This window comes from Sphingomonas sp. PP-CE-1A-559, assembly GCF_004340965.1.
GTDB lineage: Bacteria > Pseudomonadota > Alphaproteobacteria > Sphingomonadales > Sphingomonadaceae > Sphingomonas.
The window spans coordinates 137726-160935 of record NZ_SLYA01000001.1 but is presented as its reverse complement, the minus strand read 5'-3'; the positions used below and the strand labels follow the sequence as shown (position 1 = coordinate 160935).

General features: G+C 66.4%; 20 protein-coding genes. 10 read left to right on the top strand and 10 right to left on the bottom strand.

Annotated features, from left to right (window positions below; genetic code table 11):
- Nucleotides 1-182: 182 nt before the first annotated feature.
- From C8J42_RS00685 to C8J42_RS00675, 3 genes are all read right to left on the bottom strand, one after another.
- Nucleotides 183-1451 carry a DUF445 domain-containing protein gene (locus C8J42_RS00685; RefSeq protein ID WP_243643970.1) on the bottom strand — a complete coding sequence of 423 codons (1269 nt, stop codon included), beginning with the start codon at nt 1449-1451 and terminating at the stop codon, nt 183-185.
- Nucleotides 1452-1982: 531 nt separating this feature from the next.
- A complete protein-coding gene (locus tag C8J42_RS00680) occupies nt 1983-5204 on the bottom strand; it encodes an efflux RND transporter permease subunit (RefSeq protein ID WP_133018554.1) in 3222 nt (1073 codons plus the stop codon).
- Nucleotides 5205-5208: 4 nt separating this feature from the next.
- A complete protein-coding gene (locus C8J42_RS00675) occupies nt 5209-6399 on the bottom strand; it encodes an efflux RND transporter periplasmic adaptor subunit (protein WP_133018553.1) in 1191 nt (396 codons plus the stop codon).
- Between the two features lie 207 nt (nt 6400-6606).
- On the opposite strand from C8J42_RS00675, the gene C8J42_RS00670 reads away from it, so the two are divergent.
- Nucleotides 6607-7344: an SIMPL domain-containing protein gene (locus tag C8J42_RS00670; RefSeq protein WP_133018552.1), complete on the top strand. Its 738-nt coding sequence runs from the start codon at nt 6607-6609 to the stop codon at nt 7342-7344.
- Nucleotides 7345-7560: 216 nt separating this feature from the next.
- Here C8J42_RS00670 and C8J42_RS00665 read toward each other — a convergent pair whose 3' ends face one another.
- From C8J42_RS00665 to C8J42_RS00655, 3 genes are all read right to left on the bottom strand, one after another.
- Nucleotides 7561-7818 (bottom strand): GlsB/YeaQ/YmgE family stress response membrane protein, encoded by a 258-nt coding sequence (locus tag C8J42_RS00665; protein WP_056484797.1) that lies wholly within the window; start codon nt 7816-7818, stop codon nt 7561-7563.
- A gap of 93 nt (nt 7819-7911) precedes the next feature.
- The gene (locus C8J42_RS00660; protein WP_133018551.1) at nt 7912-8211 is read right to left on the bottom strand and encodes a DUF1153 domain-containing protein; all 300 of its coding nucleotides are present in this window, start codon (nt 8209-8211) and stop codon (nt 7912-7914) included.
- Nucleotides 8212-8314: 103 nt separating this feature from the next.
- Nucleotides 8315-8542 carry a hypothetical protein gene (locus C8J42_RS00655; protein WP_056061089.1) on the bottom strand — a complete coding sequence of 76 codons (228 nt, stop codon included), beginning with the start codon at nt 8540-8542 and terminating at the stop codon, nt 8315-8317.
- A gap of 195 nt (nt 8543-8737) precedes the next feature.
- Here C8J42_RS00655 and mnmA point away from each other — a divergent pair, with 195 nt between their 5' ends.
- Nucleotides 8738-9859 carry a tRNA 2-thiouridine(34) synthase MnmA gene (gene mnmA, locus C8J42_RS00650; RefSeq protein WP_133018550.1) on the top strand — a complete coding sequence of 374 codons (1122 nt, stop codon included), beginning with the start codon at nt 8738-8740 and terminating at the stop codon, nt 9857-9859.
- Between the two features lie 14 nt (nt 9860-9873).
- Nucleotides 9874-10122: a UvrB/UvrC motif-containing protein gene (locus C8J42_RS00645; RefSeq protein ID WP_133018549.1), complete on the top strand. Its 249-nt coding sequence runs from the start codon at nt 9874-9876 to the stop codon at nt 10120-10122.
- Nucleotides 10123-10260: 138 nt separating this feature from the next.
- Here C8J42_RS00645 and C8J42_RS00640 read toward each other — a convergent pair whose 3' ends face one another.
- From C8J42_RS00640 to pdxH, 3 genes are read right to left on the bottom strand one after another with little or no spacing between them, the layout of a single operon-like run.
- A complete protein-coding gene (locus tag C8J42_RS00640) occupies nt 10261-11052 on the bottom strand; it encodes a PhzF family phenazine biosynthesis protein (RefSeq protein ID WP_133018548.1) in 792 nt (263 codons plus the stop codon).
- A 10-nt stretch (nt 11053-11062) separates the two neighbouring features.
- Nucleotides 11063-12010, bottom strand: coding sequence for a cation diffusion facilitator family transporter (locus tag C8J42_RS00635; protein ID WP_133018547.1), 948 nt, complete (start codon nt 12008-12010; stop codon nt 11063-11065).
- Entirely contained in the window at nt 12007-12585 is a 579-nt protein-coding gene (pdxH, locus tag C8J42_RS00630) for a pyridoxamine 5'-phosphate oxidase (RefSeq protein ID WP_133018546.1), read from the bottom strand. The genes C8J42_RS00635 and pdxH overlap by 4 nt, the downstream gene beginning before the upstream one ends.
- 110 nt (nt 12586-12695) lie before the next feature.
- On the opposite strand from pdxH, the gene C8J42_RS00625 reads away from it, so the two are divergent.
- From C8J42_RS00625 to C8J42_RS00610, 4 genes are all read left to right on the top strand, one after another.
- The gene (locus C8J42_RS00625; RefSeq protein WP_133018545.1) at nt 12696-13577 is read left to right on the top strand and encodes a Ku protein; all 882 of its coding nucleotides are present in this window, start codon (nt 12696-12698) and stop codon (nt 13575-13577) included.
- 111 nt (nt 13578-13688) lie between these two features.
- Nucleotides 13689-16181: a DNA ligase D gene (ligD, locus tag C8J42_RS00620; RefSeq protein ID WP_133018544.1), complete on the top strand. Its 2493-nt coding sequence runs from the start codon at nt 13689-13691 to the stop codon at nt 16179-16181.
- 395 nt (nt 16182-16576) lie between these two features.
- Nucleotides 16577-19015: a circularly permuted type 2 ATP-grasp protein gene (locus C8J42_RS00615; protein ID WP_133019166.1), complete on the top strand. Its 2439-nt coding sequence runs from the start codon at nt 16577-16579 to the stop codon at nt 19013-19015.
- A gap of 172 nt (nt 19016-19187) precedes the next feature.
- Entirely contained in the window at nt 19188-20072 is an 885-nt protein-coding gene (locus C8J42_RS00610) for a transglutaminase family protein (RefSeq protein WP_133018543.1), read from the top strand.
- 137 nt (nt 20073-20209) lie between these two features.
- On the opposite strand, the gene C8J42_RS19960 is transcribed toward C8J42_RS00610, so the two are convergent.
- The gene (locus C8J42_RS19960) at nt 20210-20350 is read right to left on the bottom strand and encodes a hypothetical protein (protein ID WP_165895393.1); all 141 of its coding nucleotides are present in this window, start codon (nt 20348-20350) and stop codon (nt 20210-20212) included.
- Between the two features lie 94 nt (nt 20351-20444).
- Here C8J42_RS19960 and C8J42_RS00605 point away from each other — a divergent pair, with 94 nt between their 5' ends.
- From C8J42_RS00605 to fabI, 3 genes are all read left to right on the top strand, one after another.
- A complete protein-coding gene (locus tag C8J42_RS00605; RefSeq protein WP_107964574.1) occupies nt 20445-21383 on the top strand; it encodes a DnaJ C-terminal domain-containing protein in 939 nt (312 codons plus the stop codon).
- 82 nt (nt 21384-21465) lie between these two features.
- Nucleotides 21466-22341: a YihY/virulence factor BrkB family protein gene (locus tag C8J42_RS00600; protein WP_243643967.1), complete on the top strand. Its 876-nt coding sequence runs from the start codon at nt 21466-21468 to the stop codon at nt 22339-22341.
- Nucleotides 22342-22352: 11 nt separating this feature from the next.
- Nucleotides 22353-23156, top strand: a complete 804-nt coding sequence (gene fabI / locus C8J42_RS00595) for an enoyl-ACP reductase FabI (RefSeq protein ID WP_133018541.1) — start codon at nt 22353-22355, stop codon at nt 23154-23156.
- The last annotated feature ends 54 nt before the right edge of the window (nt 23157-23210 follow it).

Genomic DNA, 23210 nt, shown 5'->3' with positions numbered 1-23210 from the left:
CGGCCTGTCGGCCTTCCCTTCCCAACCCAGACATTCGATGTCGGCAAGCGCCATCGCATCTCGATCTGTTTTCGAACCCAACCCCTCCAGGTCTTGCTCAACCCACACAGCCACAAACGACCGGACGATACCTGTAAAACTGCCGTTCCGCGTGCGATCTAAAAGATCCTATGCTCTACCCATCACAACAGCACATCGACGCTGTGGATCACCAGCCCAACCAGGCCGCCGACGATCGTCCCGTTCACGCGGATGTATTGCAGGTCGCGGCCGACGGCGTTTTCCAGGCGGCGGGTGATCGTGTCGGCGTCCCAGCTGCGGACCGTTTCCGAGACCAGCTTGACGATGCCGTCGCCATAGTCCGCCGCCGCGCCGACCGCCGCACGCCGCACGAACCGGTTGATCGTCCGCGACATGCGTGGGTCGTGCTGCAACGTCTCGCCGAGCTGGCGGAGGATGTCGCCGAGCTTGCCGGCCATCGCCCGCTCGGGATCGCGCGCGATCGCCAGCAGCGCGCCGCGCGCCTGCTCCCACAGGCCGTCGAGCCAGCGCTGCATCGCCGGGTTGTCGAGCAGGTCGTTCTTCATCGTCTCGACGCGCTCGCGCATCCGGCGGTCATATTGCAGGTCCCAGGCGAGCCGATCGAGCCCCTCCTCCGCCTTCAGGCGCAGCGGATGCTCGGGGTCCTCCGCCATCTCCGCGAGCAGCTTGTCGAAGCCGCTGATGAGCTTGTCCGCGACGGTCGTGTCGAGTCCGGTCCAGCGCAGGATCGAGCCGGCCTTGTCGTGGACCATCGCGCGGACGAGGTGGTCGTTCGCCGCCAGCGTCTTCGCCGCCCAGCGGATCGCGCTTTCGAGCAGCGGCGCGTGGCGGCGCTCGGCGATCGCGGCCTTCAGCAACTGGCCGAGGATCGGCGACACCTCCGTCGCGCGCAGGCGGGCGCCGATCCCGGCCTTGACCATCCCGCCGAGCCGCGCCGGATCGAGACCCTCCAGCACCTGCGCGACCAGCTTCGACGCGCCCTGGCGAAAGCGCCCCCCTGCCCCCTCGGGCGGATCGGTCAGCCAGCGGGCGATCGCACCCGCCACGTCGAGCCGGCGAGTACGCCGGGCGATGACGACGGGGATCAGGAAGTTCGCGCGGAGGAACTGCGCGAGCGTGTCGCCGATACGGTCCTTGTTGCGCGGCACGATCGCTGTGTGCGGGATCGGCAGGCCGAGCGGATGGCGGAACAGCGCGGTCACCGCGAACCAGTCCGCGAGGCCGCCGACCATCGCCGCCTCGGCGAACGCACGGACGAACGCGAAGGCGGGGTGGACGGGGACGAGCGCGCGGCTGACGAAGAAGGTCGCGGCCATGAACACGAGCAGGCCGGTCGCGACGATCCGCATGCGGACGAGGGCGGGCGGCGTTGCTTCGCTCGCCGGGCGCGTGCGGATTGAAACTGTCATGCCCGAAACAATCCCCCAGCGCGGGGATAGTTCACGAGCGCCGCCGACGATCCGGCTTTCGCCCGGCGAGCGCTCGATTCAGGTGCGCTCGGCTGGTGGAATTTGGCCACCCCCGCGCGTGATTGGCTGGGCCCCGAGCGGTCCGCGCTCGACTGCCAGCCTGCTTCCAACCGATGCCGGCATGACCGGCCCACGCTCAACCGCCGCGTGTTTGATTCGCCCGTGCTCGACCAGACGGCTCGCGCTGGTGACGTTCGTGCTGCGTTCGTCGAGGTGAGGCCGGCGCACGATGCTCTTGACCGGCCCGCGCTCGACTGGCCCATGCTCGACCGGCCCGCACTCAACCGACCCATGCTCGACCGCCCGGCTTTTGACCGACTCCGGCATATCCGGCCTACGCTCGACCGGCACACGCTCGACCTCCCCATGCTCGACTCGACGACCCGTGCAGGCGCCGTTCGTGCCGTATTACGCGACGCCACGCCATCGCGCGGAGCTTCAACGTCGCTCAACACGAGGGGCGCGATGGCGTCACTCGGCTGGCTGTGCGCCATCGCCGAGCTTGGGGGTTGCCGGTCCGAGCCGTGGGCCCGACGGTCCGGCGAGCCCGATCACTTCGCTGCCGTCGTCGCCGGGGCGATAGGTGAGCAGGCTGCGGCCGAGGCGTGGGCCGATATACCGCTCGATCCCGACCGCGAGGCTGAACGCCGCGGGGACGATCAACAGGGTCAGGATGGTCGACAGGACGAGCCCGCCGATCACGACGATGCCCATCGGCGCGCGCCACGATCCGTCGCCGCCCAGCGACAGCGCGGTCGGGATCATGCCCGCGACCATCGCCACCGTGGTCATCACGATCGGCTGCGCGCGCTTGTGGCCGGCATCGACCACCGCGGTCCAGACGTCGACGCCCTTGCCCATCTCCTCCAGCGCGAAATCGATCAGCAGGATCGAGTTCTTCGCGACGATGCCGAGCAGCATCAGGATGCCGATGAACACCGGCATCGATACCGGATTGCCCGTCGCCCACAACGCGATCAACCCGCCCAGCGGCGCCAGCAACAGCGACCCCATGTTGACGAACGGCGGCAGCGCACGGCGATACAGCAGCACCAGCACCGCGAACACCAGGAATGTCCCCGCGATCACCGCCAGGATGAAGTTGTTGATCATCTCCGCCTGGAACTTCGACTGCCCCAGCACGAGTTTGTTCACGCCGGTCGGCAGGTTCGCCATCGTCGGCAGCGCATCGATCTGCTTCTGCGCGACGCCGGAGACTATCCCCGGCGCGAGATCGGCGCCGATCGTCAGCTGACGCTGCTGATTGACGCGGTCGATCTTGGTCGGACCGGAGCCGAGCGTGATCTCCGCCACCAGGTTGAGCGGCACCGAACCACCCGAGGCGGTCGAGACCGGCAGGTTCTGGATCGTCGACAGCTCGCTACGCGCGCCCTGGTCGAGCGCGACGCGGATCGGGATCTGGCGATCGGAGAGCGAGAAGCGCGCCGAGTTCTGGTCGATGTCGCCGAGCGTCGCGATCCGGATCGCCGACGACAGCGCCTGCGTCGTCACGCCGAGATTGGCGGCAAGATCGAAGCGCGGCTTGATGACGATTTCCGGGCGCTGCATGTTGCCGGCGACGCGCGGCGCGACCAGCGTCGGCAGGCGCGACATTTCGGTCACGATCTTCTGCGCGGTCGCATCGAGCAGCTTGGGATCGTCGCCACCCAGCGTCACGCTCATGTCGCGCGTGCTGCCGCCCCAGCCATTCTGAGATCGGAACGAGACGCGTGCGTCGGGGATCGCCGCGAGCTGGGGTGCGAGGCTGCGCTCGAACTCCGTGCTCTTCATCTTGCGGTCGTCTTTCAGCGTCGCGGTGACGCGGCCGGCATTGACCGAACCGTTGGCACCGCTGCGCGCGTAGATGGACTGGACGTCGGGCTGCGATCCGATCAGCGCCGCGACCTTGGTCACCACCGCTTCGGTCTGCGCCAGCGTCGTGCCCGGCACCATGTCGATGACCGCCATCGAGGTGTCGTTGTCCTGCGCAGGCTGGAACGTCATCGGCAGGACCGCGAACATCACGATCGTCATCAGGAACGCGAACAGGCCGAGCCCGAGCACCCAGAACCGGTGATCGCGGAAACGGCTGGTCAAGCGGTGGAAGCCGCCACGGGCGGCCGAGGCCTTCGCCTTGCCGGTCTCCAGCGTCCACTTCAGCGTTGCCATATAGCCGTCCATCAGGACGCCCTCGCCGTGCACAGCGGGGCCGGCGGACTTGAGGAAATACGCGGCGAGCATCGGCGTGACGAGACGCGCGACCGCGAGGCTCATAAGTACCGAGGCGACCACCGTCAGGCCGAAATTCTTGAAGAACTGCCCCGAGATACCCGGCATCAGGCCGACCGGCAGGAACACGGCGACGATCGCCATCGTCGTGGCCAGCACGGCGAGACCGATCTCGTCGGCGGCGTCGATCGAGGCCTGATAGGCGGACTTGCCCATCCGCATGTGCCGGACGATGTTCTCGATCTCGACAATCGCGTCGTCGACCAGCACGCCCGCGACGAGACTGAGCGCAAGCAACGTCATCTGGTTCAGGTTGAAGCCGAGCAGGTCCATGAACCAGAAGGCCGGGATCGCCGACAGCGGAATCGCGAGCGACGAGATCACTGTCGCGCGCCAGTCGCGAAGGAACAGGAACACCACGATCACCGCGAGCACTGCGCCCTCGATCATCGCGTGGATCGCGCTCTCATACTGCATCTCGGTGTATTTGACGCTGTTCGAGCGCAGCACGAAATGCACGTTCGGATTGCGTTTTTCCATCGCCGCGAGCTTCTTCACCGCCTCGTTAAAGACGGTGACGTCGGACGATCCCTTGGAGCGCTGGAAGTCGAAGCTGATCGTCTGGCGGCCGTCGATCGCGGCACGGCTGCGCTGTTCGGCGTAGAGATCGCGAACCTGTGCGATGTCGGCCAATCGCACGGTACGGCCGTTACCGACACTGATCTGGGTCTGGGCGAGTGCGACCGCGTCCTTCGCGTTGCCGAGCACGCGGACCGACTGTTCGGACCCGGCGATCTCGGCGCGACCACCCGCCGCATTCAAGTTGACCTGACGGAGCTGGGCGTTGACCTGGCTTGCGGTGAGCCCTTGGCTTTGCAGCTTGAGCGGATCGAGGATGATGCGGATTTCGCGACTGACGCCGCCGTTGCGGTTGACCGCGGCCATGCCGGGGACCGACAGCAATTCCTTCGCGACGTTGTTGTCGATGTACCAGCTCAGCTGTTCGACCGTCATGTCCTTGGCGATCACGGAATAGCTGGCGAGATCGTTGTCGGTGGTGTTCGCGCGGAACACCTGCGGCTCGAGGATACCCTCGGGCAGGTCGCTGCGGATCTGTGCGATAGCGTCGCGGACGTCGGTGACGGCGCGGTCGATCGGCGTGCCGATGCTGAGCTGAACGACGGTCTGCGACTGGCCCTCGGTGACGGTCGAGGTGATCTCGTCGATGCCCTGGAGCGAGCGCACCGCGGCCTCGACGCGCTGCGTGACCTGCGTCTCGAGCTCGGTCGGCGCGGCACCCGGCTGGTTGATGACGACGATCGCGATCGGGAAATCGATGTCCGGATCGTTGTTCACGTCCATCCGCATGAAACTGACGATGCCCGCCAGGGTCAGCGCGATGAACAGCACGATCGGCGGCACCGGGTTGCGGATCGCCCAGGCCGAGATGTTGCGAAAGTTCATGAGCTCAGCTCGCTTTCTTCGTGACCGGCTTCACCTTCTGCCCGGGCGCCAGGAACCCGCCCGCAGACAACACTACCCGTTCGGTTCCGTCGAGTCCGCTCAAGATCGTTACGCCCGCGTCGGAGACCTGGCCGATCTTAATATCGCGGCGTACCGCCTTGTCGTCGGCACCGATGATATAGACGAAGCTGCCCTTCTCATCGCTCTGCAGCGCGGAGTCAGGGAGCAACGGTGCCTGGGTCGCGCCCCCGACGATCGTCGCCGCGGCGAATCCGCCTGGCCGCAGCGCGGGGTCATAGGCGACCGCGATCCGCGCGATGCCCTGGCGGCTCTGCGGGTCGATGACCGGCGAGACCTGCCACACCTGGCCCGGGAAGCCCTGAGTCGTGCCGACCGGAACGACCGTCGCGCGGGCGCCGGCATGGAGCCCGGCTAGATCCGCTTCGCTCAACTGCGCGCGCATTTCCATCTGGCCGTCCGCGGCCATGCGGAACAGCACGCCGGTACCCGCGCCGACGACCTGGCCCGATTCGACGCCGCGCGTCAGCACGAGGCCGGCGGCGGGCGCGCGAATATCGAGCCGGCCGTTGCGCGCGCGCGCCTCGCCGAGCGTGGCCTGCGCGACCTTCACGCGCGCCGCGGCGGCGTCGCGCGTCGCGGCCTTGCGCTGGAGATCGGCCTTCGAGATGAAGCCGCGATCGACGAGCTGCTTGGCGCGATCGAGTTCGGCCTGCGCGATCGTCTCGTCGGAACGCGCGACGCTGACCGAGGCGGCGAGCGAGGCGGCCGTCTCGGTCTGGACCGAGCGATCGACCGTCGCCAGCACCTGGCCCGCCGCGACCCACTGGCCCGGCTCGACCAGCACGCGCGTGATCATCCCGCCCTCGCCCGCGACGCCGACCGGCATTTCGCGACGTGCGGCGATCGTGCCGGTCGCAGAAATCGTGCGGTCGACGGTCTTGCGCCCCGGCACCATGACCGAAACGGTCGGCACCTGTTCGACGACCGGACCGGCGGCGGCGTCCTTCTTGCCGCCCTTGAACGCGAAGACGGCGCCGATGATCGCCAGCACGACGACGACCGCGATGATGATGTTGCGGCGGCGGTGCGACGGTGCGGTGTAATCGGGGAGCACCAGCTGATCTTCGTGCTCGCCACCGTCAATCTGGCCGACGGTCTTCGTCTCGTAGTTCATGCGCGTCACAATCCCAATTTCGACCGGTCTTGTCTCGACCCGCTTCGCCATTCACCGGCTGTGTTATATGAATAGGTCACCGCGCTCAAGCCCTTTGGCTCATGCGGACCGCAGACATGCTTCGATTCCGATCTATCCGCAATGCCGTTCAGCTTGCGTTGAACTGTGTAGGACGACAGGCAGGTCGTGTTCTACCGGAGAGAAACAATGAAGACAGCATCGTTCCTGAGCGCCCTCGCTACCGTCGCGATCAGCTTGCCTGCCGTCGCTGCCAACGCCCAGGCCGCGCCGACGACCGTCGAGCCCATGGTGCCTGCCGCCGGGACCGTTCTGGACGTGACCGCCGAGGGGCGGACAACTCGAGTGCCCGATCTGGCGACAATCCGCGCCGGCGTCGTATCCCAGTCGACGACCGCGGCGGCTGCGCTCACCGACAATGCGCAGCGGATGGCGAAGGTGCTGGCATCGCTCAGGCGCGCAGGCGTTGTGCCGCGCGACATCGCTACCTCGACCGTCCAGCTTGCGCCGCAATATCGCTATGCGGACAACCAGCCGCCGGTCATCACCGGGTATCAGGCGACCAACACCGTCTCGATCCGCTTCCGCGACGTCGCGAAGTCGGGGACGGTCCTCGATGCGCTGGTGGCTGAGGGTGCGAACCAGATCGACGGGCCGAACCTGACGATCGACAAGCCCGACGCGGCGCTGGACGAGGCACGGACCGACGCGATCGCGCAGGCCAAGCGCCGCGCGGATCTGTATGCCAAGGCCGCGGGGCTGCGCGTGTCGCGGATCGTCTCGATCGCGGAATCGGGCCAGGATACGGGTGGTCCGGCACAACCGATGTTCATGGCGCGCGCGGCGATGGCCAAGGACAGCACGCAGATCGCACCCGGCGAGAAGGACGTGACGGTCACGCTGTCGGTCCGCTTCCTGCTGAACTGACGCTTCGTTGCCCCCCTCCCTGGCAAGGGAGGGGTTGGGGGTGGGTAGGCTCGTTTGTGCCGCGACGTTTCGACACAGAGAACCGACCCACCCCCGCCCCCTCCCTTCCAGGGAGGGGAGACCGTCGGAATTGGCCCGCATGCTCGGGCACATAGAAAAAGGGCCGCCCGGTTGCCCGGACGGCCCTTCTTCAACTTCGCGTGACGAAGCGAACTCTTAGCGGACGCTACCGCGACGCACGAGATTCACGATCGCGAGCAGGACGATGGCGCCCAGCAGCGACACGATGAACGAGGTCAGCGTGAGCGGTGCGTTGTTGATCGAACCACCCGACAGGATCAGGCCACCGATGAACGCGCCGACGATGCCGACGATGATGTTCAGGAAGATGCCCTGCTGCGCATCGGTGCGCATGATCATGCTAGCGATCCAGCCGATGACGCCGCCAATGATCAGCCAAAGAATGAGACCCATGATATTTTCCCTCCGTTGAACCCGTATCCGGGCGATGGCGGAAAGACGTGCGAACGGCGTTTTTTGTTCCGCTCGCGTTTTGAGTTTTGCGGCTCAATACTTTTGTTGGCGCTCGTACAACAACTTATAGTGCTGGATCCGCGTCACGCGCAGTCCGGGCATTCCCGACCGATCGATCGCCCGCTGCCACCCGGCGAACTCCTCGACCGTCAGGCCGTAGCGCGCACAGACATCGTCGACGCTCAACAGTCCGCCATTCACCGCGGCGACGACTTCGGCCTTGCGCCGCACGACCCAGCGCGTGGTGCTGGGCGGTGGCAGGCTGTCCAGCGTCAACTGCTCGCCCAAGGGCCCGATGACCTTGCCGGGACGGATTTTCTGGTTCTCGATCATTTGAAACCTCTGATCGGGGCGGGGGGCCCCCTCTCGATACGCACACACGACCTGTAATCGCAGGTCTTGAAGATCGGCTGAAACGCCGCGGTAAACAGCATCTTCATTCCTCCTTCCAACGGGTCAACGCCGCGGCCATCGGCCCGTTGAACGCACCGTGGAGCGGCGCAAACAACTTCGGATCGATCGTGGCGCGAGCAAATCCCGCCTGCACCGCCGCTGTCGGGCTCGCCGCCTGTCGGGCGGCGATACCGACGATCAGGACGGCCAGGTCACCCGGAAGAACGGTGACCTCTGCGTCGCGATCGAAACGGGGAAAACTCAGGTCCAACGGGATACTCGCTTCATTCTCGGAAGCCCCTGTCTAGGCCAAGGGGATGAAGACTGCGTAAAACACCCGCCACGCAGTGGCCGATTTGTTGCATTGCGACGTTCGCCGGTCGCATTTTTCACTCGCTTTGGCCTGATCGAGGTTAATCGACGCATCTTTTTGCAACGGAGTGCCTCCGCGCTTATGTAGCGCCGCATGGATCAGACCGATTTTCAGCTCGGGGCCAGCGCGGATACGGGCATGGCCGGTAAGCGCATCGTCGTGGCGATGTCGGGCGGCGTCGACAGCTCGGTCGTCGCCGCGCTCGCGCATGCTACCGGCGCCGAGACGATCGGCGTGACGCTCCAGCTCTACGATCACGGCGAGGCGGTCGGCCGCGCAGGTTCGTGCTGCGCGGGCCGCGATATCCGCGACGCCCGCGCGGTCTGCGACCGACTCGGCATCGCGCATTACGTGTTCGATCACGAAACCAGCTTCCGTGAGCAGGTCGTCGACAAGTTCGCCGACGAGTATCTGGCCGGTCGCACGCCGATCCCGTGTGTCCAGTGCAACATGGGGCCGAAGTTCACCGACCTGTTGAAGCTCGCGCGCGATCTCGGTGCGGATTGCCTGGCGACCGGCCATTATGTCCGCCGGGTCGAAGGCGCACACGGTGCCGAGCTCCACCGCGGCGCCGATCCCGCACGCGACCAGAGCTATTTCCTGTTCGCGACCACGCAGACGCAGCTCGATTACCTCCGCTTTCCTCTTGGTGGCCTACCTAAGGCGCGCGTCCGCGAGATTGCTGCCGAACTCGGCCTCGGCGTCGCGGCCAAGCCGGACAGCCAGGACATCTGCTTCGTGCCGGATGGCGACTACGCCGGCCTCGTCAAAAAACTGCGTCCCGAAGCGGCGGAGACGGCGGGAGACATCGTCGACCTTGGCGGCGCAAAGCTCGGCGAACATCGTGGGCTGATCCACTTCACCGTCGGCCAACGCCGCGGGCTGGAGATCGGCGGCAGTCCCGAGCCGCTCTACGTCGTGCGAGTCGAGCCTGAGACGAAGCGCGTCGTCGTCGGCCCCCGTCGCGCGCTCGCGGTCGAGGCGGCGCGGATGACCGACATCAACTGGTTGGGCGGCGATTTCACCGGGCCGCTGACGGCCAAGGTGCGGTCGATGGCTAAACCCGTCCCTGCCCGTCTGGTCGGCGACCGCGTGGTGTTCGATGCGCCCGAATATGGCGTCGCGCCCGGTCAGGCGGCAGTGCTCTATGCGGGCGAGCGCGTGCTCGGCGGCGGCTGGATCGCGGACACCGAAGCGGCACTCGTCGCCGCCTGACGCGTTGAGCGCGGATGGATATCGAAGATCTACGCCACCAGATGGAAACCGCCGCCGCGGCGATGGATTTCGAAACCGCGGGCAAGTTGCGTGATCAGATCAGCGTGCTGCGCGGTGGCGGCGAGGTGGCGGACACCGCAGGGCTGACGCGGCAACAGCCGGGCGCGATGGGGCTCGGCACCAGCCAGCAACGCATGACGCCGCCGCCCGGCTGGGTGAAGCCGAAGAAGCCCGATCCGATGACCAAGGGGCGTAAGCGGTAGATTCTTCCCCCCTCCCTGGCAGGGAGGGGTTGGGGGTGGGTCGCTCACCGGACCAGCGCCGCGCTCGCCAAGCAGCCTACCCACCCCCGGCCCCTTCCTTCCAGGGAGGGGTGAAGAAGCCTGTGCCGTCCTTACGGATCAAGGCAGCAAGAACGTCCCCTCGATCGTCGTCACGCATGATCCGCCCAGCACCACCCGGTCGCCCTCAAGGCGACACGTCAGTTTTCCCCCGCGCGCACTCGCCTGATAGGCGGTGAAGCTGTTCCCCAAGGTCGGCTCCCAATACGGCACCATCACCGCATGCGCCGAGCCCGTCACCGGATCTTCGTCGATCGTGTAATAGGGCGTGAAGACGCGGCTGACGATATCCGTAGCCTCGCCTCGAGCCGCGACAATCGCGACGATCGGGAATTCAGCCAACGCTGCGTAATTTGGCTTCAGATTGCGGACCACGGCCTCGTCTTTGACGATCACGAGCGCATAGCCCTTGTCATGCCACAAGGTCTCGACGGTCTCGGCGACGTTCAACGCCGCGACGATCTCCGGGATCGCCTTCGGGCTCGGTCCCCAGGCCGGCAGCTCCAGCGTATACCCGCTATCCGCCCGAGCAACCTCGAGCATGCCCGCCTGCCGCGTCCGGAACCGCACCCGATCGAGCGCGGTATCCGACGACAGCACGAAATGCCCACTCGCCAGCGTCGCGTGGCCGCACAGCGCCACCTCCGCCCCCGGCGTGAACCAGCGAAGATCGAAATCGACACCCTCGTCGTCCGAAGCGACGATGAACGCGGTCTCGCTCAGGTTGTTCTCCTGCGCGATGTTGAGGAGCACGTCGTCGTCGAGCCATGCGGACAGCGGCATCACCGCAGCCTGGTTGCCGCCGAACGGCGTGTCGGAAAACGCATCGATCTGCGCGAACGGTATTCTCATACTTAAGTCCTCAAACCCGCTTGCCGAACCAATGCGGCGTCACGTCCGCCTCGACCAGCGGATTGTCGGTGTCGACATGCCCCTCCGGATCGAGATGAATCAGCACCTCGACCTTCGGAAACGCGGAGCGCAGGTTGCGCTCGACCGCCTCGACGATGTCGTGCGCGTGTTCGACGGTCAGGTCGCGCGCGACCTCCATGTGGAACTGCGCGAAGTCGTGGCTCCCCGAGCGGCGCGTGCGGAAATCATGGATTCCCCGAATACCGGGCTGGCGTGCGGCGACATCGAGGAATTGCGCCCGGAAGTCCTCCGGCCATTCCTTGTCCATCAGCTGGTCGATCGCATTCGACGACGCCTGGAACGCGCCCCAGGCGAGCCACAACGCGATGACGATGCCGAAGATCGGATCCGCGCCGCTCCACCCGACATATTGATCGAGCACCAGCGCGACGATCACCGACCCGTTGAGCAGCACGTCCGACTGGTAGTGCACGTTGTCCGCGAGGATCGCGACCGAGCCGGTCTGGCGGATGATGCGACGCTGATAGGACAGCAGGAACACCGTAGCGACGATCGCGACGACCGACACGCCGATGCCGAAATCCGCCCCGGTGGTCGGCTGCGGATCGCCGAACGCCAGGATCGCGCGCCACGCGATGCCGACCGCCGACGCAGTGATCAGCATGACCTGGAACAGCGCCGCGAGCGCCTCCGCCTTGCCGTGGCCGAAGCGGTGATCGTGATCCGCCGGCGTCGCCGCCAGCCGCACGCCGTACAGCGTGACCAGCGACGCGAGCAGGTCGAGCGCGGTATCGGCAAGGGACCCAAGCATCGCCACCGAGCCCGTCGACCACGCCGCAAAGCCTTTCAACAGCAGCAGGAAACACGCCATCGCGACGCTGGCCAGCGCCGCGCGGGTTGCGAGGGGTATGACCCTGCGCCGTTCGTCCTGCGTCATGGGAACAGCAGCCCTTCGCTCCAGTTGCCGTCTTCGCGAACGAACAACCGCCGTTCGTGGAGCCGGTGCGCACGGTCCTGCCAGAACTCGATCCGCGTTGGCTTGACGCGGTAGCCACCCCAATGCGGCGGCCTCGGCACGTCCTGGCCTTCGAACTTCGCGGTCATTTCGGCAAAGCGCTGCTCGAACGTCTCGCGGCTGTCGAGCGGCCGGGACTGCTCCGAAGCCCAGGCACCAAGCTGCGAATCACGACCACGCGAGGCGAAATAGGCGTCCGACTCTTCGTCGCTGGCCCACGATACCGGCCCCTCGATCCGGATCTGGCGGCGCAGCGACTTCCAGTGGAACAGCAGCGCACCCTGCGGATTGGCGGCCAGCTCGCCTGCCTTGCGGCTTTCGCGGTTGGTGTAGATCACGAAGCCGTCGGGGCCATGCCCCTTCAACAGCACCATGCGCACCGACGGCCGCCCCTCGGCATCGGCCGTCGCGAGCGCGACCGCGTTCGGGTCGTTCGGCTCGGACTGCTTGGCTTCGGCGTACCAGCTATCGAACAGCGTGAAGGGATCGTCTGACATGCCGCGCGCCATAGCGGGATTTGGGCCGGAACGAAACTTGGGAACGACTCTACCGTGCCGATGATTGACCCAGGTAATCGAATCGTTTCCGCAACGAAGGAACACGCAGGGTGGCAGCGCGAGCATATTGGCAGGGGCAGATCCGGCTGGCCCTCGTCTCGATCCCGGTCGAGATCTATTCCGCGACGAAATCCGGCGCGGCGGTATCGTTCAAGCAGATCCACGAACCCTCGGGCCAGCCGATCCACTACGACAAGGTCGTCACCGGCGTCGGCCCGGTGGATGCCGACGAGATCATGAAGGGCTATGAGGTCTCGAAGGGCGAATACGTCCTGTTGGAGCAGGACGAGATCGACGCGGTGAAGCTCGAATCGAAGAAGACGCTGGAACTGACGCAGTTCGTCGATGCGAGCGAGATCGACGTGCTCTATTACGAAAAGCCGTATTTCGTTGTGCCCGCGGACGATCTCGCGGAGGAGGCGTTCATCGTTCTGCGCGAGGCGTTGAAGCGGACGAAGAAGGTCGGGCTCGGCCAGCTTGCGATGCGCGGGCGCGAATACGTCGTCAGCCTGAAGCCGTGCGGGCGCGGCATGGTGCTGGAGACGCTGCGCTACGCCGACGAGGTGCACAAGGCGCAGGGGTATTTCCGCGAGATCCCCGATGACAAGCCGTCCGAGGAACTGCTGGAACTGGCCGAGGCGCTGATCGAGAAGCGTAGCGCGGACTTCCACCCGCAGGAGTTCCACGATCGCTATGTCGACGCGCTGAAGGACCTGATCGAGCGCAAGCGCAAGTCGAACGGGAAGAAGATCATCGAGGACAAGGACACGGGGGCGAAGTCGGGCTCGAACGTGGTCGACCTGATGGCGGCGTTGAAGAAGTCGATGGAGAAGAGTGGGGGTGCGGCGGAGAAGGCGCCTGCAAAGAAAGCTCCCGCCAAACGCGCGCCGGCGAAAACGGCGGCCAAAGCGCCAGCCAAAAAGCGTGCATAAGCTCCCATCCTTGGAAGGGAGGGGTTGGGGGTGGGTTACTCACCGAACCAGCGCTACGCCCGCCAAGCGGCCGACCCACCCCCGACCCCTCCCTTCCAGGGAGGGGTGAAGATGGTCGACGATCCCCTCGCGCTCTACAATGCCAAGCGGAACTTCACCAAGACCGCCGAACCCGCGGGCACGCTGGACCCCGGCAACGGCAACAGCTTCATGGTCCAGAAGCACGACGCCACCCGCCTCCACTGGGATTTCCGCCTCGAAATCGACGGCGTCCTAAAAAGCTGGGCGGTCACCCGCGGCCCCAGCCTCGACCCCAACGAAAAACGCCTCGCCGTCCGCACCGAGGACCACCCGCTCAGCTACGCCACCTTCGAAGGCACGATCCCCGCGGGCGAATATGGCGGCGGCACGGTGATGCTGTGGGACCGCGGCACATGGTCGCCGATCAAGGGCAAGTCGGCCAAGGATCTCGACAAGGGCCACCTCCACTTCGTCCTCGATGGCGAACGGATGAAGGGCGAATGGCTGCTGATCCGCCTGAAGCCCCGCGCGAAGGAGAAGCGCGAGAACTGGCTCCTCCGCAAGATCGACGACGCAGCAGCGGGCGGCACCGACACACTGGTAGAAGAAGCGCTGACCAGCGTCTCGACCGGCCGCACGATGGTCGAGATCGAGGAGGGAAAGAAACCGGCACGTTCGAGCCAGCCAACGTCCACCCCGTCATCCCGGCGAAAGCCGGGACCCAGAGCCAAGAGCGATGCAAATGGTACCCTGGGTCCTGGCGTTCGCCAGGATGACGGAAAACTACCCGAATTCGTTGAGCTACAACTCTGCACCCTCGTCGACGCCGTCCCCACCGGCTCCGCCTGGCTCCACGAAGTCAAATACGACGGCTACCGCGCGCTGATTTCCGTCGCCAACGGCAAGGCCAAGGTCTTCACCCGCACCGGCCTCGACTGGACCGACAAGTTCACCGCGATCGCCGAGGCCGCCGCGAAGCTCCCCGTAAAATCCGCGTTGATCGACGGCGAGATCGTCGCGTTCAAGGACGGCCACCCCGATTTCTCGACGCTGAAGGACGCGATCTCCTCCGGCGGCGACATGACGCTGTTCGCGTTCGACCTGCTCGCGCTCGACGGCGAAGACCTGACCGGCCTCTCCAACCTCGACCGCAAAGCGCGCCTGCAGCCCCTGATCCCCGAGGATGAAGACCGTCTCCGCTACTCCGACCACGTCATCGGCGCAGGCGAGCAGTTGTTCGAGACGATGTGCCGCGAAGGCCTCGAAGGCATCGTCTCGAAACGCGCCGACGCGCCGTATTCGGGCAAGCGGACCAAGACGTGGCTCAAGGTCAAATGCACGCACCGCCAGGAGTTCGTGATCGTCGGCTGGCTGCCCTCCGACAAGAAACGCGGCTTCAAGTCGCTTCTGCTCGGCGTCCGCGAGGGCAAAGGCTTTCGCTATGCGGGGAAGGTCGGCACCGGGTTCGACCAGGCGTTGATGGACGACATCCGCGACAAACTGGACGCGCTCGACCGCAAGATGCCGACGGTCGAGGCCCCCAAGGCAGCGGTCCGCGGCGCGAAATGGGTGACGCCGAAACTCGTCGCGGAGGTCGCCTTCGCCGAGATCACCCCCGACGGCGTGCTGCGCCATTCGAGCTTCATCGGTCTGCGCGAGGACAAGGCGGCAAAGGACGTCGTCGCCGAGACGCCCGCGCCTTTGCCCGATGCCGCCCCCGAGACGAGCATAAAGGTCAGCAGCCGGGACCGCGTGATCTTCGACAAGTCGGACGTCACCAAGGGCGATCTCGCCGACTATTACGTCGCAGTCTCGGGCATAATGCTCCCGGTAGCGGGCAATCGCCCGATTAGCCTCGTGCGCTGCCCCCAGGGTCGATCGCGCGCGTGCTTCTTCCAGAAACACGATGCCGGGAGCTTCGGCGACGCTGTCCACAAAGTGCCGATCCGCGAAAAGGACGGCTCGACCGAGGACTATCTGTATGTCGACGATGCGGACGGGCTGGTCGCGTGCGTGCAGATGGGGACGATCGAGTTCCACGGCTGGGGATCGTCGAACGCCGCGCTGGAGAAGCCCGACCGCCTCGTGTTCGATCTCGATCCCGACGAGGGGCTCGATTTCGGCGACACCAAGAAGGCGGCGGAGCATCTGAAGAACCAGTTGGCCGAACTGGGGCTGGTCAGCTTCCCGATGCTGTCTGGGGGCAAGGGCGTGCACGTAGTGGTGCCGCTGACTCCGGAGGCGGAATGGCCGGCGGTGAAGGACTTCGCCGACCGCTTCGCGCGGGCGATGGCGGGGGCCGATCCCGAGCGCTTCGTTGCGACAATGGCCAAGGCGAAGCGGAAGGGGCGGATCTTTATCGACTGGCTGCGCAACCAGCGCGGGGCGACGGCGGTGATGCCGTATTCGGCGCGGGCGAGAGCGGGCGCGCCGGTGGCGGCACCGGTGTCGTGGACCGAGTTACGCGATATCGAGACGGCGGCATGCTGGGGAGTGAAGGATGGGACCGAGTTGATCGCCCGGGCCGGGTCACGGGCGTTGGCGGGATGGGGTGTAGCGGATCAGGTTCTGCCGGATTTGTGAGCCATTCCCCCTCCCCACAACCACAACCACAACCACAACCACAACCATAACCACCCCGGCAAAGGCCGGGGCCCAATTGGAAAGGTGGCGGTAACGGCGCGATGCCCGTCATTAGCGCCGTCCCCCAATTGGGCCCCGGCCTCCGCCGGGGTGGTGGTTTGTGGAGGCGACAGCTCGCCCCCCTTACTGTTCCCTCGCGAACGCGGGGGGCCAGGGTAACTGCACGCAGCGCTTGGAATTCCGGGACCCCGCGTTCGCGATGGAACAGGAGTAACGCGCGGCCCCCGCGACAATTTATGTTGCACCGCCGCGTCGAAAGGTGAAACACCGCCGCCTGTATTCGGGGGCTTGAGGCATTGGACACGGCGACGCAAACCGCGCCCCTTTTCGACGCGATGATCCATGCCGAGCGCTGGATCGCCGACTATTGCGCGCGCACCACCGGTGCCGACGTGCTCTGCAAGGATGCCGACCCGGCCTGGGCAGCGATGTTTGCCGAGCTGGCGATGGTCGCCTCGGACGACCTTGGCCACATTCGCGAACGCGTCCAGCGGCATGCGGTCGACATCGGCACCGGCTTCCGGATCGCCGACGAGCCCGACGAGCGCCCCTGGCCCGTCTCACCCGTCCCGCTGCTGATCGAGGCCGGCGAATGGGCGGGGATCGAGCGCGGCGTGATCCAGCGCGCGACGTTGATGGAGACGGTGATCGCCGACCTCTACGGCGAGGGAAAGCTGGTCGCGGACGGCCACATCCCCGCCGCGCTCGTCACCGGCAGTCCGTTCTTCCTGCGACCGATGGTCGGGCTCGACCCGCCCGGCGGCCGCCATCTCGATTTCATCGCGATCGACCTCGGTCGCGGGCCGACCGGCGAATGGCGCGTGCTCGCCGATCACCTCCGCGCGCCCGCCGGCGCCGGATACGCGCTGGAGAACCGCATCGCCGTCAGCCGCACGCTCGGCGGGTTGCAGGATCGGCTCAACGTGCAGCGCCACGCGCCGTTCTTTGCAGCCTTCCGCGCCGGGATCGCGGCGATGTGCAAGCGGACCGACCCGCGGATCGGGCTGCTCACGCCTGGTCGGTTCAACCCGAGCTACCCGGAGCAAGCGCATCTCGCGCGCTATCTCGGGCTGCTGCTAGTCGAGGGCGCCGATCTCGCCGCACTTGAGGACAAGGTGTATGTCCGCACGATCGGCGGGCTCAAGCGGATCGACGCGCTGTGGCGACGGCTCGACCCGCGGCTGCTCGATCCGCTGGCGTTCGACACGCATTCGCAGATCGGCGTGCCCGGGCTGATCGACGCGTACGCCGCCGGCAACGTCGTGCTGTCGAACGCGCCGGGGTCCGCCGTGCTGGAAGCGCCGGCGTTCTCGGCGTTCCTGCCGCAGCTCGCGAAGTCGCTGCTCGGCGAAGATCTGCTGCTCCCCAACATCGCGACATGGTGGTGTGGGCAGGACGGCGCGCGGGCCCAGGTCGAGGCGAATTTCGATCGCCTGCTGATCGGTCCGGCATTCCATTCGCGGCCTCTCGGCATGACCGGCGGCCCGGTCACGGGTGCCGACATCGCTGGCGAAGACCGGACGCGCCTGCTCGCCGACATGGCAAATCGGCCGCAGGATTATGTCGGGCAGGAACTCGTCCAGCTCTCGACCATGCCGGTCGTGGTCGGCGATGCGCTCGTCCCCCGCCCCTTCACCCTGCGCGTCTTCGCGGCGCGTAACGGCGACGGCGAATGGACCGTCCTACCCGGCGGGTTCGCGCGGATCGGCGAGCATCCCGACGCGCGGGCGGCGGTGATGGGCGAAGGCATCTGGTCCGCCGACGTTTGTATCTACGGCGCCGATCCGGTCGCGCCGGTGTCGCTGCTGACCGCCGCGGACTCGCTTCAGGTCCGCCGCAATCCGGGGACGTTGCCGAGCCGGGTGGCGGACAATTTCTACTGGCTCGGGCGCTATCTGGAGCGCGGTGAGGCGCTGCTCGGCGCGATCCGCGTGATGCTCGGCAATTCGATCGACGTCGATGGGGGGGCTGTCCTGTCGCCCACTACGGTCGGCAAGCTGGTCGGGCTGATCGTCGGGGCGGGCAGCGCGCCGCACCCCCCGTCGCTGCGCCGCGCCGACCTGACCGCGCTCGCTCGGACCGCGATGGAGGATGAGCGCGGGCAGTCGATCCTGACGCTCAACCGTCATGCGCGCGAGATCGGCGAAGGCTCGCGCGATCGGTTGTCGGCGGACATGGTGCGGTTGCTCGAAGCGCCCTTCCCGACGCATCGCGGGATGCTGGAGCGTGCCGGGTCGCTGCAACGGCGGTATGCGGCGATCGCGGGGCTGTCGGCGGAGCATATGGGGCGGACCGCGGCGTGGCGCTTTCACGATCTCGGGCGGCGGATCGAGCGGGCGATGGCGATGGCGCGCGCGATCCGCTTGTTCGGGATGCCGGGCGCGTCGCCCGACGATCTGTCGGTGCTGCTCGACCTCGCGGACAGCCAGATCAGTTATCGGCAGCGCTATCCGACCGGAATCGCGCGCGTGCCGGTGATGGATCTGGTCGCACTCGATCCGGGCAATCCTCGGTCGCTGGCGTTTTCGGCGGAGCGGATCGCGGCGCGGTTGGCGGAATTGCCGGTGCTGAGCGACGACGAGATGGCGGAGCCGCAACAGGCGCAAGCGACCGGGTTGCAGGCGATCGTGATGACCGCGACGGCCGCGGAGCTGGATGCGGAGACGCTGGGGGATATCGAGCGGCGGCTTGGCGCGGTGTCGGATGCGCTGGCGCGGCGGTATTTCCTGCAGGGGGCCGAGCCGTTGCGGACTAGCGGGCTGACGTTGGCGTGAGGGTGGGCGTGGCCGTGCGCAACCTACTCCCTCTCCCCTATGGGGAGAGGGTCGGGGTGAGGGGCAGCCAAGCAATGCTGCGCCCGGAACAGCCCCTCACCCCAGCCCTCTCCCCGGAGGGAAGAGGGAGCAAGAAGATAACAGCTCTCCCCCTGCGGCGGCCGGAACTTTCATGATCTACGATATCCGCCACGTCACGACGTTCGATTACGGCGCGAGCGTGAAGTTCGCGCGGTGCAATCTGCGGTTGAAGCCGATCGACTGGCCGGGTCAGCGGCTGGATAGCTACGCGCTTTCGGTGCATCCGGCGGGGCGGACCAGCGCCGCGCGCGCCGAAGCCGGGCTCGCCAATGTCACGCGGCTGGTGGTCGACAGTCCGGTCCGGCACCTAACGATCGAGAGCCGGTCGCGGATGACGGTCGACCGACTCGTGCCCGTCCCCGACGCGAGCGACCCTACCCTCGCAGAGATCGCGACGATGGCGCGGGCCAGCACCGACCTCTCCGCGGCGAGCCCGGCGAATTATATCTATCCCTCGCCGCTGATCCCGCTCGACCAGGCGATCGCGGACTATTGCGCGGTCGATCTCGACCCTTCGCGGGGAGCGCTGGAGGCCGGGATCGCGCTCGCGCGGCGGATCCAAGTGGAGTTCGAATTCGATGCCGACGCGACTTTGGTCGATACGCCGCCGCACGAGGCGTTCCTCCAGCGCAAGGGCGTGTGCCAGGATTTCGCGCAGATCATGATCACCGGCTTGCGCGCGGCTGGCCTGCCCGCCGCGTATGCGTCGGGGTATATCCGGACGATCCCGCCCGAGGGCCAGCCGCGGCTGGTCGGCGCGGATGCGACGCATGCGTGGGTGCTGCTGTGGTGCGGGCCGGTGCGCGGCTGGGTCGGGGTCGATCCGACCAACGGGATCTGGATGGCGAGCGATCACATCGTGATGGCGGTCGGGCGGGACTATGCCGAGATCGCGCCGGTCGACGGAGTGGTACTCGGGTCGGGGGCGCAGAACATGGATGTCAGTGTCGACGTTGCGCCTTTGGAGTCCGCATAGGAGCGATGCGATTCTCCCCTGCAAGGGGAGGTGGCTGGCACTTGCCAGACGGAGGAGTGACGCCCTCTCGATGGCGGGTCACCCCTCCGTCAGCCCAAGCGGGCTACCACCTCCCCTGATAGGGGAGGATGAAGGCGTTACTTCTCGTCGTGCGGGTTAGGATACGACCCGCCGCCACTCTCGCCGCCTTTATCCTTGTCCGGCGCGTCGTTCACGCCGTCCTTCTCCTTCGCGCCGTCGTCGTTCTTCGGCACGCCCTGCATCGGTTGTTTGGTCATGATCGTTCCTCTCGTGCAACCAAACACCCCGCGCGCAATTGCGTTGCGAGGGCGATCCCCCCACATAGACGCGCAAGGTATAATGGGGACGTAAGTGGCCGATCCGTACAAGACTCTGGGTGTAGCGCGCGACGCGACCGAAGCCGACATCAAGAAGGCGTACCGCAAGCTCGCAAAGGAGCTTCATCCCGATCGCAACAAGGACAATCCGAAGGCGTCGGAGCGGTTCAGCACCGTCACCAATGCGTACGACCTGTTGAACGACAAGGACAAGCGCGCCCGGTTCGATCGCGGCGAGATCGACGGCGACGGCAATCCCGCATCGCCGTTCGGCTTTGGCGGTGGTGGCGGCGGACGGCCGCAGCCCGGCGGCGGCTTCCGCAGCGAAGGCTATGAGAGCGGCGCCGGCGGGGCCGACATGAGCGACATCTTCGAAGGGCTGTTCGGTGGCGCGCAACGTGGCGGTGGCGGCGGGTTCTCCGGCGGCTTCGGTCGCCGTCCTCAGCCCAAGGGCGAGAATGCCGCGTATCGCCTGCAGGTCCCGTTCGTCGAAGCTGCGACGCTGGAGCCCCAACGCGTGACGCTGGCCGACGGCAAGACGCTTGACCTCAAGCTCCCCGCCGGGGTCGAGACCGGCACGCAGATGAAGCTGGCCGGCAAGGGCGAGCAAGGTCCGGGCGGCGCAGGCGATGCGATCCTCACGATCGAGGTCCAGCCACACAAGTTCTTCACGCGCGACGGCGACGATGTCCGCCTCGACCTGCCGATCACGCTCGCCGAGGCCGTGCTGGGCGGCTCGGTCAAGGCGCCGACGGTCGACAAGCCGGTGATGCTGACGATTCCCAAGGGTACGACATCGGGCAAGACGCTGCGCCTGAAAGGCAAGGGTTTCCACAAGAAGGGCGGCACGCGGGGCGACCAGTTGGTCACCCTCATGATCGACATTCCCGCCAGCGATGCGGCGCTGACCGCGTTCATCGAAAGCTGGGATGGGCGCGAAGCGGGGAACCCGCGGGGGGCCATGGGCGTCTGAACGCCTTGTGAATGATAATACCTTAACGCCCGAAGCGCGCGCGCACGATCATGGTGCGACGCGCGCCCGTCTCACTCGTGGCATGGCGAAGGTCAGGCCAGGCAGCTACGCGTTCGAGATCGTCAAGCGGGCAGCCGTCGGCGTGTTCAACGACGGCTTCATCCACGCAGGGAACCTCGCCTATCTCGCACTGATGACGGTGTTCCCGTTCTTCATCGTTGCGGCGGCAATCCTGTCGATCTTCGGCCAGAGCGTCGAGACTGTGCGCGCGGTCGAATCGTTCCTCAACGTCCTGCCGCCCAACGTCGGCGACCTGTTGCGCAAACCGATCGCCGACGTGCTCGCCGCGCGGACCGGGTCGCTATTGTGGCTCGGCGCGCTCGTCGGGTTGTGGACGGTCGGCAGCTTCGTCGAGACGATCCGCGACATCTTCCACCGCGCTTACGGGATCAAGGCGACCGCACCGTTCTGGAAATCACGGCTTGGATCATCGTTCGTAATCATCCTGTCGGTGGTGATCGCGCTGCTCTCGTTCCTGGTGCAAGGCATCCTCACGGCGGCGGAGCAGTTCATCTACCGCCTCGTCCCCTTCGCGCAGGACGCAGCCGGCTGGGTCGGGCTCTCTCGTCTCATCCCCGGCCTGCTCATGTTCGGCGCGCTGTACCTGCTGTTCTACTCGGTCACCCCGTCGCGCTATCGCTATTCGAAGTGCCGCAAATGGCCGGGCGCGCTATTTACCACCGCCTGGTGGGTCAGCGCGACCGCGCTGCTGCCGGTGATCCTGTCGCGTCTCGGTGGTTACGACCTCACCTATGGCAGCCTGGCGGGCGTCGTCATCATGCTGTTATTTTTCTATGTCATCGGGCTCGGGCTGGTATTCGGTGCGCATCTCAACGCAGCACTGGCGGAACCCCCCGAAACAACGCTAGAGCAGCCTGCTACGGATATGCAGGTATAGGCGGGGACGGCGTGAACGGTTTGATGGCGGGCAAGCGTGGGCTGATCATGGGCTTGGCGAACGACAAGTCGCTGGCCTGGGGGATTGCCAAGAAGCTGTCCGAGGCGGGCGCGGACCTCGCGTTCAGCTACCAGGGCGAGACGATGGAGAAGCGCGTCCGCCCGCTCGCCGAGCAACTGGGCGTGGCGCGGCTGTTCGATTGCGACGTGTCGGACATGGGCGCGCTCGATGCGACCTTCGACAAGCTCGCCGAGGAATGGCCGACGATCGACTTCGTCGTCCACGCGATCGGATTTTCGGACAAGAACGAACTGCGCGGGCGGTTCGTCGATACCAGCCTCGACAATTTCCTGATGACGATGAACATCTCGGTCTATTCGTTCGTCGCGGTGGCGCAGCGCGCGGCCAAGATGATGACCGAGGGCGGCGCGATGCTGACGCTCAGCTATTACGGCGCGGAGAAGGTCATCCCGCATTACAATGTGATGGGGGTCGCGAAGGCGGCGCTGGAGACGAGCGTGCAGTATCTCGCGGTCGATCTCGGCCGCGACAATATTCGCGTGAACGCGATCTCGGCGGGGCCGATTAAGACGCTGGCCGCAAGCGGCATCGGCGATTTCCGCCTGATCCTTAAGTGGAACGAGCTGAACTCGCCGCTCAAGCGCAACGTCACGATCGACGACGTCGGCGGCGCTGGGCTGTACCTGCTGAGCGACCTGGCTTCGGGCGTGACGGGCGAGACGCACCACGTCGACGCCGGCTACAACGTGATCGGCATGAAGGCCGAGGACGCGCCCGATATCGCACTGGCATAACCCCTCTCCCCCTCCGGGGAGAGGGAGGGGCCCATGCAAGGCATGGGAGGGTGA